The organism is Sphingomonas sp. S6 (assembly GCF_043498045.1).
GTDB lineage: Bacteria > Pseudomonadota > Alphaproteobacteria > Sphingomonadales > Sphingomonadaceae > Sphingomonas.
Window position 1 is genome coordinate 367781 of sequence record NZ_JBIEOE010000003.1, and the last position, 19256, is coordinate 387036.

Annotated in this window: 17 protein-coding genes; 11 read left to right on the forward strand and 6 right to left on the reverse strand. The window is 69.0% G+C overall.

Annotated elements, in window-relative coordinates:
- The first annotated feature begins 77 nt into the window (after positions 1-77).
- Genes ACGVWT_RS07290 through ACGVWT_RS07300 form a run of 3 tightly spaced genes read left to right on the forward strand, consistent with a single transcriptional unit; the run spans position 78 to position 3039 of the window.
- On the forward strand, positions 78-749 hold the full coding sequence (locus ACGVWT_RS07290) for a response regulator transcription factor (protein WP_315462812.1): 672 nt from the start codon (positions 78-80) through the stop codon (positions 747-749).
- A complete protein-coding gene (locus ACGVWT_RS07295) occupies positions 749-2113 on the forward strand; it encodes a HAMP domain-containing sensor histidine kinase (RefSeq protein ID WP_315462870.1) in 1365 nt (454 codons plus the stop codon). The genes ACGVWT_RS07290 and ACGVWT_RS07295 overlap by 1 nt, the downstream gene beginning before the upstream one ends.
- A gap of 59 nt (positions 2114-2172) precedes the next feature.
- A complete protein-coding gene (locus ACGVWT_RS07300; protein WP_315462813.1) occupies positions 2173-3039 on the forward strand; it encodes an SMP-30/gluconolactonase/LRE family protein in 867 nt (288 codons plus the stop codon).
- Between the two features lie 144 nt (positions 3040-3183).
- Here the strand turns inward: ACGVWT_RS07300 and ACGVWT_RS07305 are convergent, their stop codons facing one another.
- Together ACGVWT_RS07305 and ACGVWT_RS07310 are read right to left on the reverse strand one after the other, a co-directional pair.
- Positions 3184-3861: a DUF1013 domain-containing protein gene (locus ACGVWT_RS07305; RefSeq protein WP_116461911.1), complete on the reverse strand. Its 678-nt coding sequence runs from the start codon at positions 3859-3861 to the stop codon at positions 3184-3186.
- A gap of 251 nt (positions 3862-4112) precedes the next feature.
- A complete protein-coding gene (locus ACGVWT_RS07310) occupies positions 4113-5129 on the reverse strand; it encodes an NAD(P)H-quinone oxidoreductase (protein WP_315462814.1) in 1017 nt (338 codons plus the stop codon).
- A 95-nt stretch (positions 5130-5224) separates the two neighbouring features.
- On the opposite strand from ACGVWT_RS07310, the gene ACGVWT_RS07315 reads away from it, so the two are divergent.
- The 3 genes from ACGVWT_RS07315 to ACGVWT_RS07325 all read left to right on the forward strand — a co-directional run bounded on the left by ACGVWT_RS07315 (position 5225) and on the right by ACGVWT_RS07325 (position 8416).
- Positions 5225-5419: a DUF1192 domain-containing protein gene (locus ACGVWT_RS07315; protein WP_017977424.1), complete on the forward strand. Its 195-nt coding sequence runs from the start codon at positions 5225-5227 to the stop codon at positions 5417-5419.
- 134 nt (positions 5420-5553) lie between these two features.
- The gene (gene clpA / locus ACGVWT_RS07320; RefSeq protein ID WP_116461909.1) at positions 5554-7869 is read left to right on the forward strand and encodes an ATP-dependent Clp protease ATP-binding subunit ClpA; all 2316 of its coding nucleotides are present in this window, start codon (positions 5554-5556) and stop codon (positions 7867-7869) included.
- A gap of 76 nt (positions 7870-7945) precedes the next feature.
- Positions 7946-8416 (forward strand): hypothetical protein, encoded by a 471-nt coding sequence (locus ACGVWT_RS07325; protein ID WP_315462815.1) that lies wholly within the window; start codon positions 7946-7948, stop codon positions 8414-8416.
- On the opposite strand, the gene ACGVWT_RS07330 is transcribed toward ACGVWT_RS07325, so the two are convergent.
- Positions 8390-8854 (reverse strand): NUDIX domain-containing protein, encoded by a 465-nt coding sequence (locus tag ACGVWT_RS07330; RefSeq protein WP_315462816.1) that lies wholly within the window; start codon positions 8852-8854, stop codon positions 8390-8392. The two genes, ACGVWT_RS07325 and ACGVWT_RS07330, sit on opposite strands and share 27 nt — an antisense overlap.
- Before the next feature lie 151 nt (positions 8855-9005).
- Between ACGVWT_RS07330 and ACGVWT_RS07335 the strand changes: the two genes are divergently transcribed.
- Both ACGVWT_RS07335 and ACGVWT_RS07340 read left to right on the forward strand, forming a co-directional pair.
- Positions 9006-10676: a diguanylate cyclase gene (locus ACGVWT_RS07335; protein WP_315462817.1), complete on the forward strand. Its 1671-nt coding sequence runs from the start codon at positions 9006-9008 to the stop codon at positions 10674-10676.
- Positions 10677-10791: 115 nt separating this feature from the next.
- Positions 10792-10986, forward strand: coding sequence for a hypothetical protein (locus tag ACGVWT_RS07340; RefSeq protein ID WP_116462115.1), 195 nt, complete (start codon positions 10792-10794; stop codon positions 10984-10986).
- Between the two features lie 23 nt (positions 10987-11009).
- On the opposite strand, the gene ACGVWT_RS07345 is transcribed toward ACGVWT_RS07340, so the two are convergent.
- The 3 genes from ACGVWT_RS07345 to ACGVWT_RS07355 are packed head-to-tail and all read right to left on the reverse strand — an operon-like array spanning position 11010 to position 16019.
- Complete coding sequence (locus ACGVWT_RS07345; protein WP_315462818.1) at positions 11010-12368, reverse strand: NAD-dependent succinate-semialdehyde dehydrogenase; 1359 nt, start codon at positions 12366-12368, stop codon at positions 11010-11012.
- Positions 12369-12414: 46 nt separating this feature from the next.
- Positions 12415-13470: a glycosyltransferase family A protein gene (locus ACGVWT_RS07350; protein WP_315462819.1), complete on the reverse strand. Its 1056-nt coding sequence runs from the start codon at positions 13468-13470 to the stop codon at positions 12415-12417.
- A 2-nt stretch (positions 13471-13472) separates the two neighbouring features.
- On the reverse strand, positions 13473-16019 hold the full coding sequence (locus ACGVWT_RS07355; RefSeq protein WP_315462820.1) for a DegT/DnrJ/EryC1/StrS family aminotransferase: 2547 nt from the start codon (positions 16017-16019) through the stop codon (positions 13473-13475).
- A gap of 153 nt (positions 16020-16172) precedes the next feature.
- Between ACGVWT_RS07355 and ACGVWT_RS07360 the strand changes: the two genes are divergently transcribed.
- Genes ACGVWT_RS07360 through ACGVWT_RS07370 form a run of 3 tightly spaced genes read left to right on the forward strand, consistent with a single transcriptional unit; the run spans position 16173 to position 19236 of the window.
- A complete protein-coding gene (locus ACGVWT_RS07360; protein ID WP_315462821.1) occupies positions 16173-16643 on the forward strand; it encodes a MarR family winged helix-turn-helix transcriptional regulator in 471 nt (156 codons plus the stop codon).
- Positions 16640-18043, forward strand: coding sequence for an efflux transporter outer membrane subunit (locus ACGVWT_RS07365; protein ID WP_315462822.1), 1404 nt, complete (start codon positions 16640-16642; stop codon positions 18041-18043). The genes ACGVWT_RS07360 and ACGVWT_RS07365 overlap by 4 nt, the downstream gene beginning before the upstream one ends.
- Positions 18040-19236 (forward strand): efflux RND transporter periplasmic adaptor subunit, encoded by a 1197-nt coding sequence (locus ACGVWT_RS07370; protein WP_315462823.1) that lies wholly within the window; start codon positions 18040-18042, stop codon positions 19234-19236. The genes ACGVWT_RS07365 and ACGVWT_RS07370 overlap by 4 nt, the downstream gene beginning before the upstream one ends.
- Positions 19237-19256: the final 20 nt, after the last annotated feature.

The window sequence follows — 19256 nt, forward strand, 5'->3', positions numbered from 1 at the left end:
CCGACGCCCGCTGAACCATGCGGTTCAGTTTCGGTTTAGCCTGCGGACATAGTGGAGCGTCCTGGGGGACAAGCGGCATGCGGATATTGCTGGTCGAGGACGATGGCGAACTGGGCCCGGCGATCGCGCGCGCGCTGCGTGCCGAGAATTGCGCGGTCGACCTGATCGCCGACGGCATCGACGCCGCGCACCTGGGCGAGACCGAGGCCTATGACGCGGCCGTCCTGGATCTGGGGCTTGCCGGCAAGGACGGCATCACGGTGCTGCGCGAATGGCGGGCGGCGGGGCGCGCGCTGCCGGTGCTGATCCTGACCGCGCGCGATGGCTGGTCCGACAAGGTCTCCGGGTTCAAGGCAGGCGCCGACGATTATCTGGTAAAGCCCTTCCGCGTCGAGGAGCTGATGATGCGGCTGCGCGCGCTCGTCCGCCGCGCCGCAGGGCATGCGCAGCCGGTGTTGACCTGCGGGCCTTTGTCGTTCGACACGCAGATCGGGCATTTCGAACTCGATGGCCTGCCGCTGAAGCTCACCGCGTTCGAATGGCGCGTGCTGTCTGCACTGATGCTGCGCAAGGAAGCGGTGATCGAGCGGCTCGACCTGCTCGAACGCGTCTACGAAGGCGATGCCGATGTCGATTCGAACAGCCTGGAGGTGATCGTGGGCCGGCTGCGTCGCAAGATCGGCGCCGACCGGATCGAGACGATCCGCGGGCGCGGGTATCGCCTGACATGCGGGGGTGCCGGGTCGTGATGCCGCGGTCGTTGCAGGGGCGGATGCTGCTGCTGTCGGCGGTGGCAATTCTGGCGGCGCTGGGCATCGCCGGCTGGGCGATCGCGGGCGTGCTGGAGCGCGTCGTCACCGAAGGCATCGACCGGCGGCTGGATGCTGAGATCGCGCTGATGGCGAGCGTCGTCGATGGCGACGGCCGGGTCGATCGCGCGGCGCTGGCGCAGCGACAGGGGGCGCTGGACGCGGGGCGCGACTGGCTGTGGCGGATCGAGGTACCGGGCGGCGCGATCGGCTCGACCGACCGGTTCGTGCCCCGGCCCGACGCCGCACGTCCCGGCCCGCACCTGCCGGGACCGCCCGCTCCGCCGCCGCCGGGCGCGGCGCCGCTACCCGATGCGGGGCCGCAGGGCGTGGACGGCACCGATGCCAGCGGCGCGCGCCTGCATGCGCGACGACTGGTGCTGACGACGCGCAGCGGCCCGGTGACGCTGTTCGCCGCCGCGCCGCACGGGGTGATCGCGCGGCCGTTGCGCGAGGCGCTGGTGCCGCTGCTCGCTGCGCTGGCGATCCTCGCCGGGCTGCTCGCGACGGCGACCTTGGTGCAGCTGCGGCTGGGACTGAAGCCGCTTGCCCGGCTGCGCGCGCAGCTCGCCGCGATCCGCGCCGGCGAAGCGGAGCGGGTCGATGAGGACCAGCCCGTCGAGCTGCGGGGCCTCGCCGCCGAACTCAACGCGCTCGCCGCAGATCGCGCGCAGGCGCTTGCCACCGCGCGCCAGTCCGCGGCGAACCTGGCCCATGCGCTTAAGACGCCGGTCGCGACGCTGGCGTTGCGGCTCCGCGCAGATGCGGAGGGCGCCGCGCAGGTCGAGCGGATCGACGCGACGATCCGCCATCACCTTGCCCGTGCCCGTGCCGGTGTCGTCGATACGCGTGCCAGTACGGCGGTACGCCCCGCGGTTGCGGATCTGGTGCAGGCGATCGGCCGGCTGCATGGCGACCGTGGCTTGGCGGTCACCGCCGACGTGCGCGGCGATCCGGTCGCGGCGATCGAGCCACAGGATTTCGACGAATTGCTCGGCAATCTGCTCGACAATGCTGCGCAGCATGCGCGCAGCATGGTGCAGGTGTCCACGTCGCTCGATCCTGAGGATGCGCGACGTCTGGTGCTGACTGTCACTGATGATGGGCCCGGCATTCCCCAGGAGGAACGCAGCCGCGTCACCCAGGCGGGTGTGCGGCTGGACGAACGCGGCGAAGGCCATGGCTTCGGCCTGGCGATCGTGCGCGAACTCGCCAGCCTGCATGGCGGCGCGCTGACGCTGGACGCACGCGAGGGCGGCGGCCTCGTCGCGCGGGTGACCCTGCCGGCGCGTGCATTTGTCTGACTAGACGCCGGCCGCGCGAGCGGGAATGGTGCGCAGGATAGACGAGAGGATGATTCCCGATGCGCCATGATGTTCGATCCGTCCTGCCGGTCCAGGCGACGCTGGGCGAAGGCCCGGTGTGGATCGGCCGCGACGCAGCCTTGTGGTTCGTCGACATCAAGCAGCGCCACGTCCACCGCTTCGATCCGGCGACCGGCACCGCGCATCGCTGGGACGCCCCCGAACAGGTCGGCTGGGTCCTGCCCGCCTCGGACGGCAGCATGATCGCCGGGCTGCAGAGCGGCCTGTATCGCTTCGATCCCGCCGACGGCACCTTCCGCCCGCATGCCACGCCCGATGGCCATCCGACGCACAACCGGCTGAACGACGCGGCAACCGATTCGCACGGCCGCATCTGGTTCGGAACGATGGACGATGGCGAGAGCGCCGATACCGGCCGGCTGTTCGCGCATCACGGCGGCGCGATCCGCGACAGCGGGCTTACGGCGGTGTCCATCACCAACGGGCCAGCCGTGCATGGGTCGACGCTCTACCACACCGATACGCTGGGCAAGACGATCTGGCGCGCGGCGATCCGCGATGACGGCACGCTGGCGCCGGAAGAGCGCTTCGTCACGATCGAGGAGGGCGCGGGCTGGCCCGACGGATCGGTCGCGGACGCGGACGGGTGCCTGTGGGTCGCCTTATGGGGCGGCTGGGGCGTGCGCCGCTACGATCCCACGGGCCAGCTGATGGGGACGGTGCGGCTGCCCGCATCGAACATTACCAAGATCGCGTTCGGCGGACCCGATCTGCGCACGGCCTATGCGACGAGCGCGCGCAAGGGGCTGGATGCGGCGGCGCTGGCAGAGCAGCCCGAGGCAGGGAATCTGTTAGCCTTCGATCCGGGCGTGGCAGGCGTCGCGGTGACGCCCGCGGTGGTGTGAGGGAGGGGCCGAGCGAACGGCCCATCATGATCGTCACCCCGGGCTTGACCCGGGGTCCCGTTTGTTCACGCGGGCGGGGCAAGAAGCGGGACCCCGGGTCAAGCCCGGGGTGACGGGAGGGGGGTGCGCCCCCTCGCCCACAAATCAGCGCTTGAACGGATCCTGGAACAGCGCCTGTGCGGCTGCCGCCGGATCGTTCTCGTACGAATCGACCTCGCGGTTCGCCGCGTCGCGCTCGGCGCGCAGCGAGGCGATCAGCGCTTCGCGATCGCCTTCCAGGCGGGTGTCGGCCGGGGCGGCTTCGCCGGTGCCCTTCGACGCCTTGGCGACCGCGGCGTCGAGTTCGCGCTGCGTCGTCAGGCCCAGCGTCACCGGATCCTTGGGCGTGATGTTGGCGATGTTCCAATGGCTGCGGTCGCGGATCGCGGCGATCGTCGTGCGCGTGGTGCCGATCAGGTTGCTGATCGCGCCATCGGTGATTTCCGGATGGTTGCGGATGATCCAGGCGATGCCGTCCGGCTTGTCCTGACGCTTCGACACCGGCGTGTAGCGCGGGCCTTTGGTGCGGCGGACCTGCTCGGGGCCTTTGATCATCTTCAGGCGATAGGCAGGATCGGCCTGGCCCTTGTCGATTTCGTCCTGCGTCAGCTCGTGCGCGCGCACCGGATCGCGGCCGGTCAGCTTGGTCGCGGCGGTATCGTCGGCGATCGCCTGCACTTCGAGGATGTGGAGACCGCAGAAGTCCGCGATCTGGTCGAACGACAGCGAGGTGTTGTCGACCAGCCAGGAAGCGGTCGCATGGGGCATGAGCGGCTGGGCCACGGGAAAACTCCGTCGGAAATAAATAGGGCCGCCCCTTACCGGAGCGGCCTGCTGCACCCTTCGATGTACGGTACGCGCACGCGAAGGGCAAGGCGTGTGGTGGAATTGCGCGGTTTTTGGCGCCCCTCCCCTCGTCATCCCTGCCTTGAGCCGGGATGACGCTTCTTCCTCCCGCGGGAGTAAAAGCGGGACCCCGGATCAAGTCCGGGGTGACGGGGGGCACATTCTGGGCGACCGGCGCCCGGCCCGCCTCACACCGTCAGGACGATCTTCCCGACATGGTCGCCCTCTTCCATCCGCGCATGGGCCGCGGCGGCGTCGGACAGCGGAAAGACCTTATCGATCACCGGGCGCAGGCGGCCCGCCTCGACATGCGGCCACACGGTGCGCGCGATCTCGTCGGCGACCAAAGTCTTGAACGCGGTGTCGCGCGGGCGCAGCGTCGATCCGGTCAGCGTCAGGCGGCGGCGCATGATCTCGAAGATCGGGATCGTCGCGGTCGGGCCGCCCTGCACCGCGATCGAAACGTGGCGGCCATCGTCGGCGAGGCATTGCAGGTTGCGCGGCACATAGTCGCCGCCGACCATGTCGATCACGGCGGTGACGCCCTTGCCGTCGGTGATCGCCTTCACGCGCTCGACGAAATCCTGCGTCTTGTAGTTGATCGCATGCGCCGCACCCAATTCCAGCGCGCGCGCGCATTTGGCGTCGCTACCGGCAGTGATGATGATCGTCATCCCGAACAATTGGCCCAGCGCGATCGCCATCGTGCCGATGCCGCTGGTGCCGCCGTGGACCAGAACGCTGTCGCCCTCGGTCGCGAAGGCGCGTTCGAACAGGTTCGTCCACACGGTGAAGAGCGTTTCGGGGATCGCCGCCGCCTCGACCATCTCCAGCCCGTGCGGCACCGGCAGGCACTGGCCTGCGGGTGCGACCGCATATTCAGCATAGCCGCCGCCGGCGATCAGCGCGCAGACCGGCTGGCCGATCATCGTATCCTCGACGCCCTCGCCCACGGACACGACGGTGCCGGAAACCTCCAGCCCCATGATCGACGGCGCGCCCGGCGGCGGCGGATAGCCGCCCTTGCGCTGGAGCACGTCGGGGCGGTTCACCCCGGCCGCGGCGACGCGGATCAACACCTCGCCCGATTGCGGCTGCGGCACCGGGCGTTCCACCAGCCGCAGCACCTCCGGCCCGCCATGCGCCTCTGGATCGATCGCCTGCATCGTCTCGGGGATCGTTGTCCCGTGCTGCCGTTCGTCCATCCGCCCATCCTGTCCCTGTTGCCCGCCGCAAACGCAGCGCGCGCCCTATGGTGCCTTATTGACATCGCACCGGCGGGGGTCAACGTTAGCCCCGCATGGATATGGACGACGCCCCCTCCCGTCCCGACGACGCCCTCGGCCTGCTGCTGCGGCAGGACCTCGATCCGCTGTCGGTCGCCGAGCTGGAGGCGCGCATCGCCGCGTTGGAGGGCGAGATCGCGCGCACCCGGCGACATATCGAACGCTCCGTTAACCATCGCGCAAGCGCCGACGCGTTATTCCGGCGATGAGCGACGCGCGTACCGGATCGGGTTCCCGCCAGCCCCTCCCGGTGTGCCGCCCGCCGCTTGATGCACGGCCCAACGATACCGACATAGGTGGAAAGGGCCGGGCATCACGATCCGGTCCGACTGGAGTAAGCTGAATGCCATCCTTCGCCCCCGCGCTCGAGACCACGCTGCACAAGGCGCTCGAGGCCGCGTCCTCGCGGCGGCACGAATATGCGACACTCGAGCATCTGCTGCTCGCGCTGATCGCCGACGAACATGCATCCCAGGTGATGGAGGCGTGCCACGTCAACCTCGGCGATCTGAAGACCACCGTCGCGCATTATCTCGACACCGAACTCGATGCGTTGAAGGTCGATACCGCGACCGATCCGTCGCCGACCAGCGGTTTCCAGCGCGTCGTCCAGCGCGCGATCCTGCACGTCCAGTCGTCGGGCCGCGACGAGGTGACCGGCGCCAACGTGCTCGTCGCGCTGTTCAGCGAGCGCGAATCCTACGCGGTCTATTTCCTGCAGCAGCAGGACATGAGCCGGCTCGACGCGGTCAGCTTCATCAGCCACGGCGTCGGCAAGGGCGGCGCGCAGACAGAAGCCTCGACCCCCAAGGGCGCCGAAGAGGAAAAGCCGGCGAAGGGCCAGGACAAGGGCAAGAGCGAAAGCGCGCTCAAGCAGTTCACCGTCGACCTCAACGAAAAGGCGAAGATCGGCAAGGTCGATCCGCTGATCGGTCGCGGGCCGGAGGTGGATCGCACGATCCAGATCCTGTGCCGCCGCAGCAAGAACAACCCGCTCTACGTGGGCGATCCCGGCGTCGGCAAGACCGCGATCGCCGAAGGTCTCGCGCGCAAGATCGTCGAGGGCGAGGTGCCCGACGTGCTGAAGGAAGCCGTCATCTACAGCCTCGACATGGGCGCGCTGCTCGCCGGCACGCGCTATCGCGGCGATTTCGAAGAGCGGCTGAAGGCGGTCGTCAACGAACTCGAAAAGCTGCCGCATGCGGTGCTGTTCATCGACGAGATCCACACGGTGATCGGCGCAGGCGCGACCAGCGGCGGCGCGATGGATGCGTCGAACCTGTTGAAGCCCGCGCTGTCGGGCGGTTCGATCCGCTGCATCGGCTCGACGACCTACAAGGAATTCCGCAACCACTTCGAAAAGGATCGCGCGCTGCTGCGCCGGTTCCAGAAGATCGACGTCAACGAACCGACGATCGAGGATACGATCAAGATCCTCGCCGGCCTGCGGTCTGCGTTCGAGGACCATCACAGCGTCAAATATACGCCCGATGCGATCAAGTCGGCGGTGGAACTCAGCGCGCGCTACATCAACGACCGCAAGCTGCCGGATAAGGCGATCGACGTGATCGACGAAGTCGGCGCGATGCAGATGCTGGTGCCCGCCAACAAGCGCAAGAAGACCATCACCGCCAAGGAGATCGAGGCCGTGATCGCGACGATGGCGCGCATCCCGCCCAAGTCGGTCAGCACCGACGATCGTGCCGCGCTGGAAAGCCTGGAAACGGACCTGAAGCGCGTCGTGTTCGGCCAGAATGCGGCGATCGAGAAGCTGTCGGCGGCGATCAAGCTGTCCCGTGCCGGCCTGCGCGATCCCGAAAAGCCGATCGGCAACTATCTGTTCACCGGTCCGACCGGCGTCGGCAAGACGGAAGTCGCCAAGCAGCTGTCGTCGATCCTGGGCATCCCGCTGCAGCGCTTCGACATGAGCGAGTATATGGAGCGCCATTCGGTCAGCCGGCTGATCGGTGCGCCTCCGGGCTATGTCGGCTTCGATCAGGGCGGCCTGCTGACCGATGCGGTCGATCAGAACCCGCATTGCGTGCTGCTGCTCGACGAGATCGAAAAGGCGCATCCCGACCTGTTCAACATCCTGCTGCAGGTGATGGACAATGGCCGCCTGACCGATCAGCACGGCAAGACGGTCGATTTCCGCAACGTGATCCTGATCATGACCACCAATGCGGGCGCCGCCGACATGGCGCGCGAGACGGTGGGCTTCGGCAACCTCACCCGCGAGGGCGAGGACGAGCAGGCGGTGCAGAAGATGTTCTCGCCCGAATTCCGCAACCGGCTCGATGCGATCGTGCCGTTCGGCTACCTGCCGACGGAGGTCGTCGCCCGCGTCGTCGACAAGTTCATCCTGCAGCTCGAACTCCAGCTCGCCGACCGCAACGTCCACATCAACCTGGACGACGCCGCCAAGAGCTGGCTGACCGAGAAGGGCTATGACAAGCTGTACGGTGCGCGTCCGATGGGCCGCCTGATCCAGGAAAAGATCAAGCAGCCGCTCGCCGAGGAACTGCTGTTCGGCAAGTTGGTCCATGGCGGCGAGGTGACGGTGAAGATGAAGGATGGCGCATTGTCGTTCGCGATCGAACCCGCCGCGCCGAAGAAGCCGCGCAAGAAGGGCAAGGCGGAACCCGTCGACGCCAAGTAACACGGCCAAGCGCAACTGCGTCCGAAACGGATCGGATCCACCCGGATCCGGTCCGTTTTCGTGTTAGCGAGCCGGCGTGGACCTGCCCGATCCTCTTGCCGGCCTGCCGCTCGACGCGGCCGCTCCCGCCGATGCGGCGGCGCTGGCCGATCTGGCGGCGGGGCGGGTGGTCGACAGCGAACAGGTCGTCGGCTGGCTCGGCGGCTGGCAGATGGCGCGGCAGGCCGACGCGTTCGCGCATAGCGCGCCGATCGCCGATCCCCAGCCGCACGCGCATGGCGACGCGGAGACGCGGTCCCTGGTCTGGACGAAGAGTGCGTACGATGCCTGCCGGCGCCTGCGCGCGGATTTGGCGGCGCTCAGCAGCGACAGCGACCTCCGCCTCGTCGCCGCGCTGGTCGCCAATATGGTCTCGCTGATCGTCGAGGGGCGCCATCCACCCGGTTTCGCCGAGGTGGCGCTGATGCCGCCGCTGTACCTGCGCATTGCCGTCACCCCCACCCGCATCGCCGTGCTCGGGCTACGCTGGAACGGCACCCTCAGCTGATCGGGCCAGCGCGGCGACCGCCGCCCGCGTCGGCGTGGTGAGGTTCGGCGGCAACGCATCCAGCGGATACCAGACCGGCCCGTCGTGCTTGGCCGGCTCGCAATTGCGCGGGGTGCCGGTGAAGCTCAGCACGCGATAGATGGGCGCGACCCAATGCGTACCCGCCGCGACGTCGATCTGGTCGACGAAACACAGCAGCGCCACCGCACCTACGACGATGCCCAATTCCTCGCCCACCTCGCGGCGCATCGCAGCCTCTGCCGTCTCGAACAGATCGATCTTGCCGCCGGCGAGGCCCCAGCTGCCCGCCTCGGGATCGGTCAGCCGGCGCAGCAGCAGGATGCGGCCGTCGACGACAATCGCCGCCCCGCAGCCGGCCCTGGGTTCGCTCTGCGTGCCCGGCATGCGCGTCGGGGTGGTGACGGGGGACGATACCATGGTTCGCGATTCAGCCGGACCCATGCCATAATGTCAATCGAAGGGCCCGACACGGCCGTATAGCCCACGGATAACGCTGCATTTTTTAATCTATGTCAACTATGGCCGCGTTTACCGAAGCTTTGTAAAACGGGTGCTAGGGACGAGCCATATGCCGGCGGGTTTTCAGTGGCGACGCATCGCGATGATCGTGCTGAGCTTCGCGATCGCCTGCTGCATCGTACCCGCGGCGGCGCAGGCGCGCACGTCGCTGAAAACCTGCGTGCTGCGCGACACGGGATCGCAGGACCCCGCCGCCCTGTTCGCTGCGCCCGGTCGGTTCGACTGCACGACGCCGCAGCGCGCCTTCGGCCCCGGCAGCTACTGGCTGCTGTCGCAACCCTTACCTGCCGAACAATCGGGCGAGCTGCTGCGGCAGGGCAGCGTGTGGCAGGACCGGGTGACGCTGTACGTCCGCTACACAGATGGCGCGATCCGCCATGTCGCCTTCACCAGCCGGACGACGTGGCGGCTGCTGCAACTGGGGGCGGTGATCCAAATCCCCCTGCCCGCCCATTCCGCCGCACCCGAACGATTGCTGTGGCATATCGAGGGATCGCTGAACCGCCGCGGCATCCTCGTCGCGCCAGTGCTGGTCGACCGACACAGCGCGCAGAACAGCGATCGCCAGATGGTCGCGCTATATGCCGCCTTCGCCGGCATGTGCCTGGCGCTGCTGATCTACAATCTCGCGATCTGGGCGGCGCTGCGCCAGGGATTCCAGCCTGCCTATTGCGTCATGGTTCTGTGCCTGCTCGCCTATGCGCTCAGCGCGTCGGGCCTGCTGGGTCAGCTGACCGGGATGGACAATAACGATCGCCAGAGATTGAGCTATATGCTGCTCGCGCTGATCGCGGCCAGTGCGGTGATGTTCGTGCGCGCGTTCATGGAACGTCGCGTGTTCGAAGGATGGCTGCGGCCGGCGAGCAACGTGGTCATCGGGTTCCTGCTGCTGTCGGCGGCGAGCTTCACCGTGTTCGTGCCCCGTTATGCCGGGGTGACCGATCTGATGTGTACGATCGGCTATTGCATGGTGGTCGCGCTGACCGTGCCGGTGGTATGGCGCGCCTGGCGGCTGCGCAGTCGCTTCCTGCTGCTGTTCGCGCTCGCCTGGGGCCCGCCGGTGCTGTGCGCGGTCGTCCGCATCCTCGCGTCGATGAATTTGGTCAAGTGGCAGCTGTGGATCGACAATTCCACCTTCATCGCGCTCGCGCTGGAAGCGTCGATGTCCTCGGTCGGGATCGCCTATCGCATCCGGCTGCTCAGCCGCGAACGCGACGAGGCGCGCGCGCAGGAGGTGGCGGCGCTGCGTCTCGCCGCGGTCGATCCGCTGACCGGCCTGCTCAACCGCCGCGCGTTCCTGGAAGCGGCGATGGCGCGGGCGGGCGAACACCAACTGGTTTTGATCGACATCGATCACTTCAAGGCGGTCAACGAAACCATCGGCCATGACGGCGGCGACGAGGTGTTGCGCGTTTTCGCCCGCGCGCTGCGCTCCGTCGCCACGCCCGAATCGCTGATCGCGCGCATCGGCGGCGAGGAATTCGCGATCCTGACGCCCGCCGCCGCGCCGCTCGACGCGCGGCTGGTGCTCGACGGGCTGCGCGGCCATCGCATGCCGTTCGACCTCGGCGTCACCGCGAGCATCGGCACCTGCGTCGGGCCGCTCCATCGCGAAATCGACTGGAAGACGATGTACCGCAACGCCGACCGCGCGCTGTTCGAGGCAAAGGCAGCGGGCCGCGACCGCGTCCGCCACGGGCTACGCAGCGACGCGGCCTGACGGAACGGCACCGCCTCGAAATTCGTATTCCGCGAAATTCCGACCACAGCCTGCGCTATGGCCGTGACGGCCGCGACATGATATGTCCTGCCCGCAGAAGGGGATGGGACACGACATGACCGACCGGCGCAAATGGACGATCGCAGCGGCAGCGGCCGTGTCGCTCGTCGCGCTGCGCCATCCGACGCCGGACATCCGCCTCATCACGCACGACATCGGCGACCAGAGCCCGCGCCGTTTCCAGGCCGCGATCGACCTGGGTCTGGTGGGCATCTCGTTCCTCTACACCTGGACCGCCCGGCGCGGCTGAGGGCAAGCCCCCAGCCAGACGCCTCAGCCGAACACCGTCTTCAGGTTCATGAATTCGTGCAGGCCGTACGGGCCCAGCTCGCGGCCATGGCCTGACCGCTTGATACCACCGAACGGCGCTTCGGGTGTCGAGGACAGCATCGCATTCACCGCGACCATCCCCGCCTCGATATCCCGCTCGAACCGCGCGCGTTCCTCGGAATCGTTGGTCCATACCGACGATCCCAGGCCGAACGGCACGTCATTGGCCAGCGCGATCGCCGCATCGATGTCGGCGGCGCGGAACACCATCGCGATCGGGCCGAACAATTCTTCCTGCGCGGCGGGATCGTCGATCGGCACATCGACCAGGATGCCGGCCGACATATAGGCGCCCTTGCCCGGCAATGGCTCGCCGCCGAACAGCAACCGCCCGCCGGCCTTCTGGATGGCGGCAAGCTGGTCGAGCGTGGTCTGCCTCTGCTCCTCGCTCGACAGCGGGCCCATATCGGTGTCGGCATCCATCGGATCGCCCGCCTTCACCGCGCGCATCGCATCCGAAAAGCGGTCGAGGAACGCGTCGTAGATATCGGCATGGACGATCATCCGCTTGCCGCAGATGCACGACTGGCCGGTATTCTGGATGCGCGCGGTCACCGCCTGCTTCACCGCCGCGTCGAGATCGGCGGAGGGCATGACGATGAACGGATCCGATCCACCAAGCTCCAGCACCACCTTCTTGAGGTTGCGGCCGGCCGCTTCGGCGACCTTGATGCCGGCGCCTTCGCTTCCCGTCAGCGTCACCGCGACGATACGCGGGTCGGCGATCAGCGCGTCGACCTTGTCGGAGCGGATGGCGAGGTTCTGGAACAGGCCGGCGGGCGCACCGGCGGCAACGATCATCCGCTCGATCGCAGCGCCGCAGCCCTGCGTCAGCGAAGCGTGCTTCAGCAGTCCGACATTACCGGCAAGGATCGTCGGTGCGGCGAACCGCACCACCTGCCAGAAGGGGAAGTTCCACGGCATTACCGCAAGCACCGGCCCCAGCGGCTGCCACAGCGCGGTCGCCGGGCCGCCGGGCGTGTCGAAACGGCGCGGCTCCAGCATCGCTGGCCCTTCCTGCGCATAATGGCGGAAGGCGGCGGCGCATTTCTGCACCTCGGCGATCGCCGATTTCAGTGTCTTGCCCATCTCGCGCGTCGCGATTTCGGCAAGTTCGCGCGTGTTCGCCTCGAACTGTTCGGCGATCCGTTCGAGCAGCGCCGTGCGCTCCGCGATCGGGGTCAGCCGCCATGCGCGATAGGCGCTGTCGGCGCGGGCGATCGCCGCGTCGAGCGCGTCGGCGGTCAGTTCGGGGATGCTGTCGCCGGGCTGGCCGGTCGCGGGATTGATGCTGGTAAACATGCCCGCCCAACGCGCAGGGGAGACGCGCGATCCGCCCCCGATCCGCCTACGCCGCCCGCCGCGTGCGCTGCCAGCGCCGCACCGTGCCGATCGCGCCGTCCCACAGCAGCGTCTCGAGGCCGGCATAGCCCAGCCCCAGATGCGGTGGGCGCGCGGCGACCACGTCGGCGATATGGACGCTGCCCGATCGCAGCCCCGCCCGCCCGATCCGCGCCCAGCGCCGCGCGGTTTCCCAGCGGATCAGCCGCGCATCGTCACGGCTCGGCCGCACGTCTGCCAGAAACGCCGCCTGCAAGGCTGCGATGCCATCGCCCAGCTGCATCAGCGTCGTACGATCGGGCACCGGCACGCCGCCCATATTGTGCAGCACCAGCAGTCGCGCGAGCGTCGCGGCATCGTCCGCCCCCAGCACGGCGGCATGCCGCTCTGCCAGCACGCGCGTCGCCGCCGCGTACATCGTGTCGATAAAGCGCTTGGACACGCCGCCCGCATGCTGGCGATACAGGACCAAAGGCGAATCGATCCGCGCGATCCGGCCGAGCGGCTGGACGCGGTGGTACAGGTCGAAATCCTCGGCATAGAGCAGGTCGGGCCGGGTGAAGGGATCGAGCGCGCGTGCGGCGTCCGCGCGCAACATCACGGTCGACCAGACGAGCGGATTTTCGATCCAGCTGAGCCAGGTGATCAGCGCAGGCGTCGTGTTCGGCGCATAGTGCATCTGCGACACCCGCTCGTCCTGCAGCTGGCATGCCTGCGTACCGACCAGCACCACGTCGGGATGCGCCTCCAGATACGCGACCTGCCGCGCCAATCGCTCGGGCAGGCATAGATCGTCCTGGTCGAGGCCCGCGACATAGCGCCCGCGCGCCGCCGCAACGCCGCGATTGCGCGCGCGCACCGGCCCCATATTCTCGGCATTCTCGATCAGCCTCACGCGCGCATCCGGCCAACTCCGCATCAGCGCGCGGGTCGCGTCGGTCGATCCGTCGTCGATGACGATCGCCTCCCAGTCGGTCAGCGTCTGGCGCTCGAGCGACCGGAGCGTGTCGGGCAGGAAATATTCCCCGTTATACGCGGGGATGATCAGGGAAACGATGGGCATGGCTACGCAGCGACTGCGCGCGCCTCCGGTTCCAACAATTGGTCGACGATCATCTGGCCGACGTCATTCTGCCACAGCCAGAGGCCGTTCGCCTGCCCGCGGAAGCTCGCTTCGCCGCCCAGGCGCCCCCAGGGCACGAAGCCTGCCGACAGGCCGATGCCATAGGCGCCCGGCACCGGCCGATCCGTTGCATCGAGCAGGCGGCAATGCCGGTCGACCATCGGCCGTCCGACGTGATGCGCCAGCGACAGCGGCGCGCCATCGACGCCGATCAGCGGCACGCAGCGCGGCCGATAGCCGAGCGCACCGATCACCAGATCCGCGCTTTCGATGATCGCGCGCGCGGCGGCATCGCCGTCGCCGGTAATGCGGTGCGTCGTCACGCGCGGATCGGGCGTCCGGCCGCCCAGCGACAGCATCCGCAGCACCAGCTCGCGCGATTCGAGCCGCAATCCGGCAAGGCGCAGCACGAAACCGCTGACCGGGCAAATGTCATTCTCGTCGAAATCGTGGAAGCCCTCGGCATGCGCCGCGGCGATCGTCGGGTAGAAGGGCTTGAGCGGCTGGCGATGCACGATGGTGATCGCGGCGGCGCCGAAGGCGAAGCCGGGCTGGCTCTTCAGCAGCAGTACCGCCGCCGCGATCGCGCTAGTCGAGGCACCGACGATCGCGATGCGCGGCGCCCTGCACGCCCGCAACCTTTCCTGCACCGCCGCGATGCCGCCCTGGCGCAAGACGATGTCGGAGCGCATCAGCCGCCGGCCCGCCATCACGCCCAGCGGCATGCCGGCGACGCGTTTCGCGGCAACCTGTTCGTCGGTCTGATAGCCGCCGGTCGCCACGACGATCCGATCGGACAGGATCGTGCGCACCGCGCCTTGGCCGTCGGCGACGCGTGTCGCCCAGCGCCCGTCGGCGGTCCGCCGCACCTCCTGCGCCTCATGGCCGGTCAGCACGCTGCCGCCATGCGCGCGGACGATGGCGCCCAGCCGCTCGCCCGTCGCCTCCAGCAGCGGCGCGGTGTCTGCCAGCGGTGCGCCGAGTTCGCCGATATAGCGCTCCATCAGCCGCGCCGCGGGATGCTGCGCCAGCGCCGCCAGCTCGGGGTGGGGGTTGTCCTTCACCGCCGACAGGAAGGTTTCGGCGGTCGTGTCCGAGCGGATCGCATAGCCGCCCAGCGCCCCGGCGCCCAGGCGCGGCCCCCGCTCGACGATCGCCAGCCCGGCCTCGACCAGCGGCACCAGCCGGTTCTGCTTGCTCGCCGCGGTCAGCATCGCCGTGCCGGCCGGTCCGCCGCCGATCACCACTGTCCTCACGTCATCCCCCGCACCCTGCGTGGCCGTCTGCTCCGCCCCGTGGGACACCAGCATCCGCGCCATTTCCGCGTCCACCACCCGTTCGATCGCGCGGACCAGCCGGTGCGCGATCTCGGTCGCATCGGCCGGCGTCATCGCATCGGTGATCGGCAGGCTGAGCATGCGCGCGGCGACATCGTCGGCGATCGGCGTCGGCTCGATCACCGCCACGTCGCGGAACAGCGGCTGCTCGCCGATATGCGGGCTGAAATACTGTCCGGCGCCGACGCCCTCCGCCGCCAGCGCGGCGACGATCGCGGCGCGATGGCCGGTGAGTTCGGGCGGCAGCAGCACCGGCATGAACTGCGTCGCCTGCCGCCGCGCGGCGGGTGCCTGCATGGCGAAGGCAGGCAAAGCGGCGCGATAGGCGGCATCGATCGCGGCCCGCGCGTCGCACAGCGTATCGATCTCGGTCAGCTTCGCGCGTGCCATCAGCGCGATCACCTCGGGCAGCTTCGCGTTGATGCCGGGCAGCGTCGCGCTGCGGGTGGCCGCCGATCCGGACGGGGCGAACCCGAAGTTGGCCATCGCCCGCAACGTCGCGATCCGGTCCGCGTCGCCGCAATGAATCAGCCCGCCTTCCGCCACGGCGAAGGTCTTGGTCGCATGCATCGAATAGACGATGGCGAAGGGCGCGCCTGTGCCGAAGCCACGGCCCGCCGCATCGATCGTCCCCAGCGACGCCGCCGCATCCACGACGACGCCGACATCATAACGGCGCGCCAGCCACGCATAGCGATCGAGGTCCAGGTCGGTGCCGAAGGTCGCATAGGGCACGATCACGCCCACCCGATCGCCGTGGCGCGCGAGCAGCGCCTCTTCCTGCGCGGGATCGGATATCCAGCGAGACGGCTCGATATCGCCGATCAGCGGCGTCAGCCCCGCCCACAGCGCCGCCTGCGCGGTCGCGGCAAAGGTCAGCGCGGGCATCAGCGCGAGCGTGCCAGCCCGGGGCATCGCCCCGCCACACCGCGCCGGCACCGCCTGCCGGATCGCCAGCATCAGCCCCAGCGTCGCATTGCCGACCGCCAGACACTCGCCCACCCCATCGAACAGCTGCGCCGTCGCCTCGCGCTCGAACGCCTGCACCTCGGGCCCGTTGTTACTGAACACGCCCGACGCCTCGACGCGCAGCAGCCCGTCGGTCAGCGTGCTGAGCCGGGGCGGCCGGGGGGCGATCAGCGGAAATTTCATGCGTGGCGGGTCCCGGACAACGAAGCCCATCGGTCTAGTTACGTGACCCTAAGAAGCGGTTAGCGATGGAATGCGTGCGCCCGTTCGCCTGCGGGATCAGCAACATACAGAAACATGATTGACTGCCTTGGCAACGGTTGCCATGGCAACCACATGCCCTTCTACACCGAGTCGGATTTCGCGCCGGAGCGCTCGATCGGGTATCTGATCCGCCGCGCCGAACAGCTCGGTACGCAGGCGCTGGAACCGGTGTTCGCCGCCGCCGACATCACCAAGACGCAATGGAGCGCATTGGTCGCGCTCCACTTCAACCAGGCGACGACCTGCGCCGAAATCGCGCGCGACCTCGGCCACGACAAGGGCGCGACGACACGGCTGGTCGATACGCTGGAAGAGCGCGGCTGGATCGTGCGCACCCGCAACGACGAGGATCGCCGCGTCGTCCGCCTGTCGCTGACGCCCGCGGGCGAAGCGATTGCCGCGGACGTTCGCAATACCGTCATCCGCCTGTGGAATGCGTGGCTGGCCGATTGGCCGGACGGCGACGTCGAACAGGCGATCCATCTGCTCCAGCGGCTGCGCGACACGCTGCAACGCGCGGCCGACGAAAGGGCGACTGCATGACCCGAACGAAACCCGCCCTGCTGCTCGCACTGATGGCGAGCGCCTGTGCGGTGCCGCACAGCCCGCCCGCGGTCGCACCGGTCGCACCTGCCGCGCTGGGCCTTGCCGCCGACGCATCGCCCGCCATCGCCGACGATTGGTGGTCGGCGTTCGGCGATCCGCAGCTCGACCGCCTCGTCGCCGATGCGACGAAGGGCAATCCCAATCTCGACGCCGCGCTCGCCCGCGTCGCACAGGCGCAGGCGATGCTGGCCGCACGCGATGCGGAGCGCGGCCCCGACGTGACGTTCGACGGTTCGGCGCAGGTCGCGCGCCTGTCGGGCCGCTACACCATCCCGCCACCCTATGCGGGATCGGTGCGCTTCCTGGGCAGTGCGCAAGCGAACCTCAACTGGAACCTCGACCTGTTCGGCCGCCAGAAGGCCGCAATCGAGGGCGCGCGTGCCTCCGCCCGCGCCGCCGCGCTCGATGTCGCCGCCGCGCGCCTCGCCATCGCCGGATCGGTGGTGCAGACCTATATCGATCTCGCGCGCGCCGAAGCACAGGCGACGCTCGCCCGGCGCACGATCGCGACGCGCGAACGCTCGGTGCAGCTGGTCGACGTGCGCATCCGCAACCGGCTGGCGAGCAACCTGCAGGCGACCGCCGCGCAGACCCTGCTGTCGCAGGCGCGCGTCGCGCTGGCGGAGGCGGACGGTGCCCGTACCCGCGCGGTGAATGCGCTGGCGGCACTCGCCGGCCGCGGTCCGGATTATGCCGCCGCGATCCGCCCGGCGACGCTGCGCCTCGACACCGCCTTGCCGCTGCCTGCGCGCGTCCCCGCCGACCTGATCGCGCGCCGCCCGGACATCGCCGCCGCACAGGCGCGAATCGAGGCCGCCGCCGCCGGCCGCCAGGTCGCGCGCCGTGCTTTCTATCCGAACATCAACCTCGCTGCGTTTGCCGGCTTCCAGGCGGTCGGCCTCGGCAATCTCTTCAGCCTCGATGCCGGCACGGCGGGTGCGGGACCGGCGATCCATCTGCCGATCTTCGACAACGGCCGGTTAAAGGCGGACCTGGCCGGTGCCACCGCGGGCGTCGACCTTGCCACCGCCGACTATAACCAGCGCGTCGTCGGCGCGGTGCGCGAGGCAGCGGATGCGATCGCCGGCATCACCGCACTGACACAGGAGCGCGCCCGCACCGCTGAGGTGGTCCGCGGCTTTGCCGAAACCAACCGCCTCAATGCGGTGCGCGTCGCCAGCGGCCTCGACAGCCAATTGTCGCTGATCGACACCGACGTCCGGCTGCTCGACGCCGAACGCGCCCAGACCAACCTCGTCGCCGATGCGGCCCGCCAGCGCGTTGCGCTGGTGCTGGCGCTCGGCGGTGGCTTTTCCTCCCAGGAACCCGCCCGATGACCGACGCGCCCGATTCCAAGACCGACACCGACGGCGGCGCACAGCCCGCCGCCCCCGCGCCTGCGCCCGGCGGCAAGCCCAAAGCGCGCCGCACCGGCCTGCTGATCCTCGCTGCGGTGGTGGTGATCGCCGCGATCGTCTGGGCGGTATTCCACTTCCTGCTGGCCAAGCCCGAGGAAGAGACCGACGACGCCTATGTCGCGGGTGACGTCGTCGCGATCACCGCGCGCGATCCCGGCCAGATCACCGCGATCCACGCCGACAACACGCAGACGGTAAAGGCCGGGCAGCCGCTGCTCGACCTCGATCCGGCGACGGCGGACGTCCAGCTCGCCTCCGCCGCGGCGGAACTGGCGCGGGCGGTGCGCGCGACGCGCGCCGACTTCTCCAAGGTCTCCGAAAGCGGCGCCGCGATCGTCCAGGCGCGCGCGCAATTGTCCGCGGCGCAGGCCGATTACGCGCGCCGTCAGGGCGCTGCCGCGCAGGGCGCGATCTCGGGCGAAGAATTGGCGCATGCCGCCGATGCGGTGAAGGTGGCGCGGGCCAACCTCGCCCTCGCACAGAGCCAGCAGGCGCAGGCGCGCTCGGCCGTGCAAGGCACCGACACCAGCACCAACCCCGCCGTGCTCGCCGCGATCGCCGCCTATCGCCGTGCCGCGATCACGCGCAGCCACATGCATATCGTCGCCCCGATCGACGGCGTCGTCGCGCAGCGCACCGTGCAGATCGGCCAGCAGGTCGCCGCCGGTACGCCGCTGATGGCGGTGGTGCCGCTCAATAAGGTGTGGGTCGATGCCAACTTCCGCGAAACGCAGCTGAAGGACCTGCGCATCGGCCAGCCCGCCACCGTCACCGCCGACATGTATGGCGGCGACGTGGTGTTCCACGGCCGTGTCATCGGCGTCGGCGCGGGATCGGGCAATGCCTTCGCGCTGCTGCCGCCGCAGAATGCCAGCGGCAACTGGATCAAGATCGTCCAGCGTGTACCGGTGCGCATCGCGCTGGAGCCGAAGGAACTGACGCAGAACCCGTTGCGCATCGGCCTGTCGGTGAAGACCGTCGTCGATACCGGCGACCAGTCCGGCGCACGGCTCGGCCGACCCGCGACGCAGGTCTATGGCGATAAGCCCACCGACGCGCGCGATCCCGAGGTCGAGGCGCGCATCCGCCAGATCATCGCCGCGAACCGTTGATGTCGTCACCCTCCCCCTTC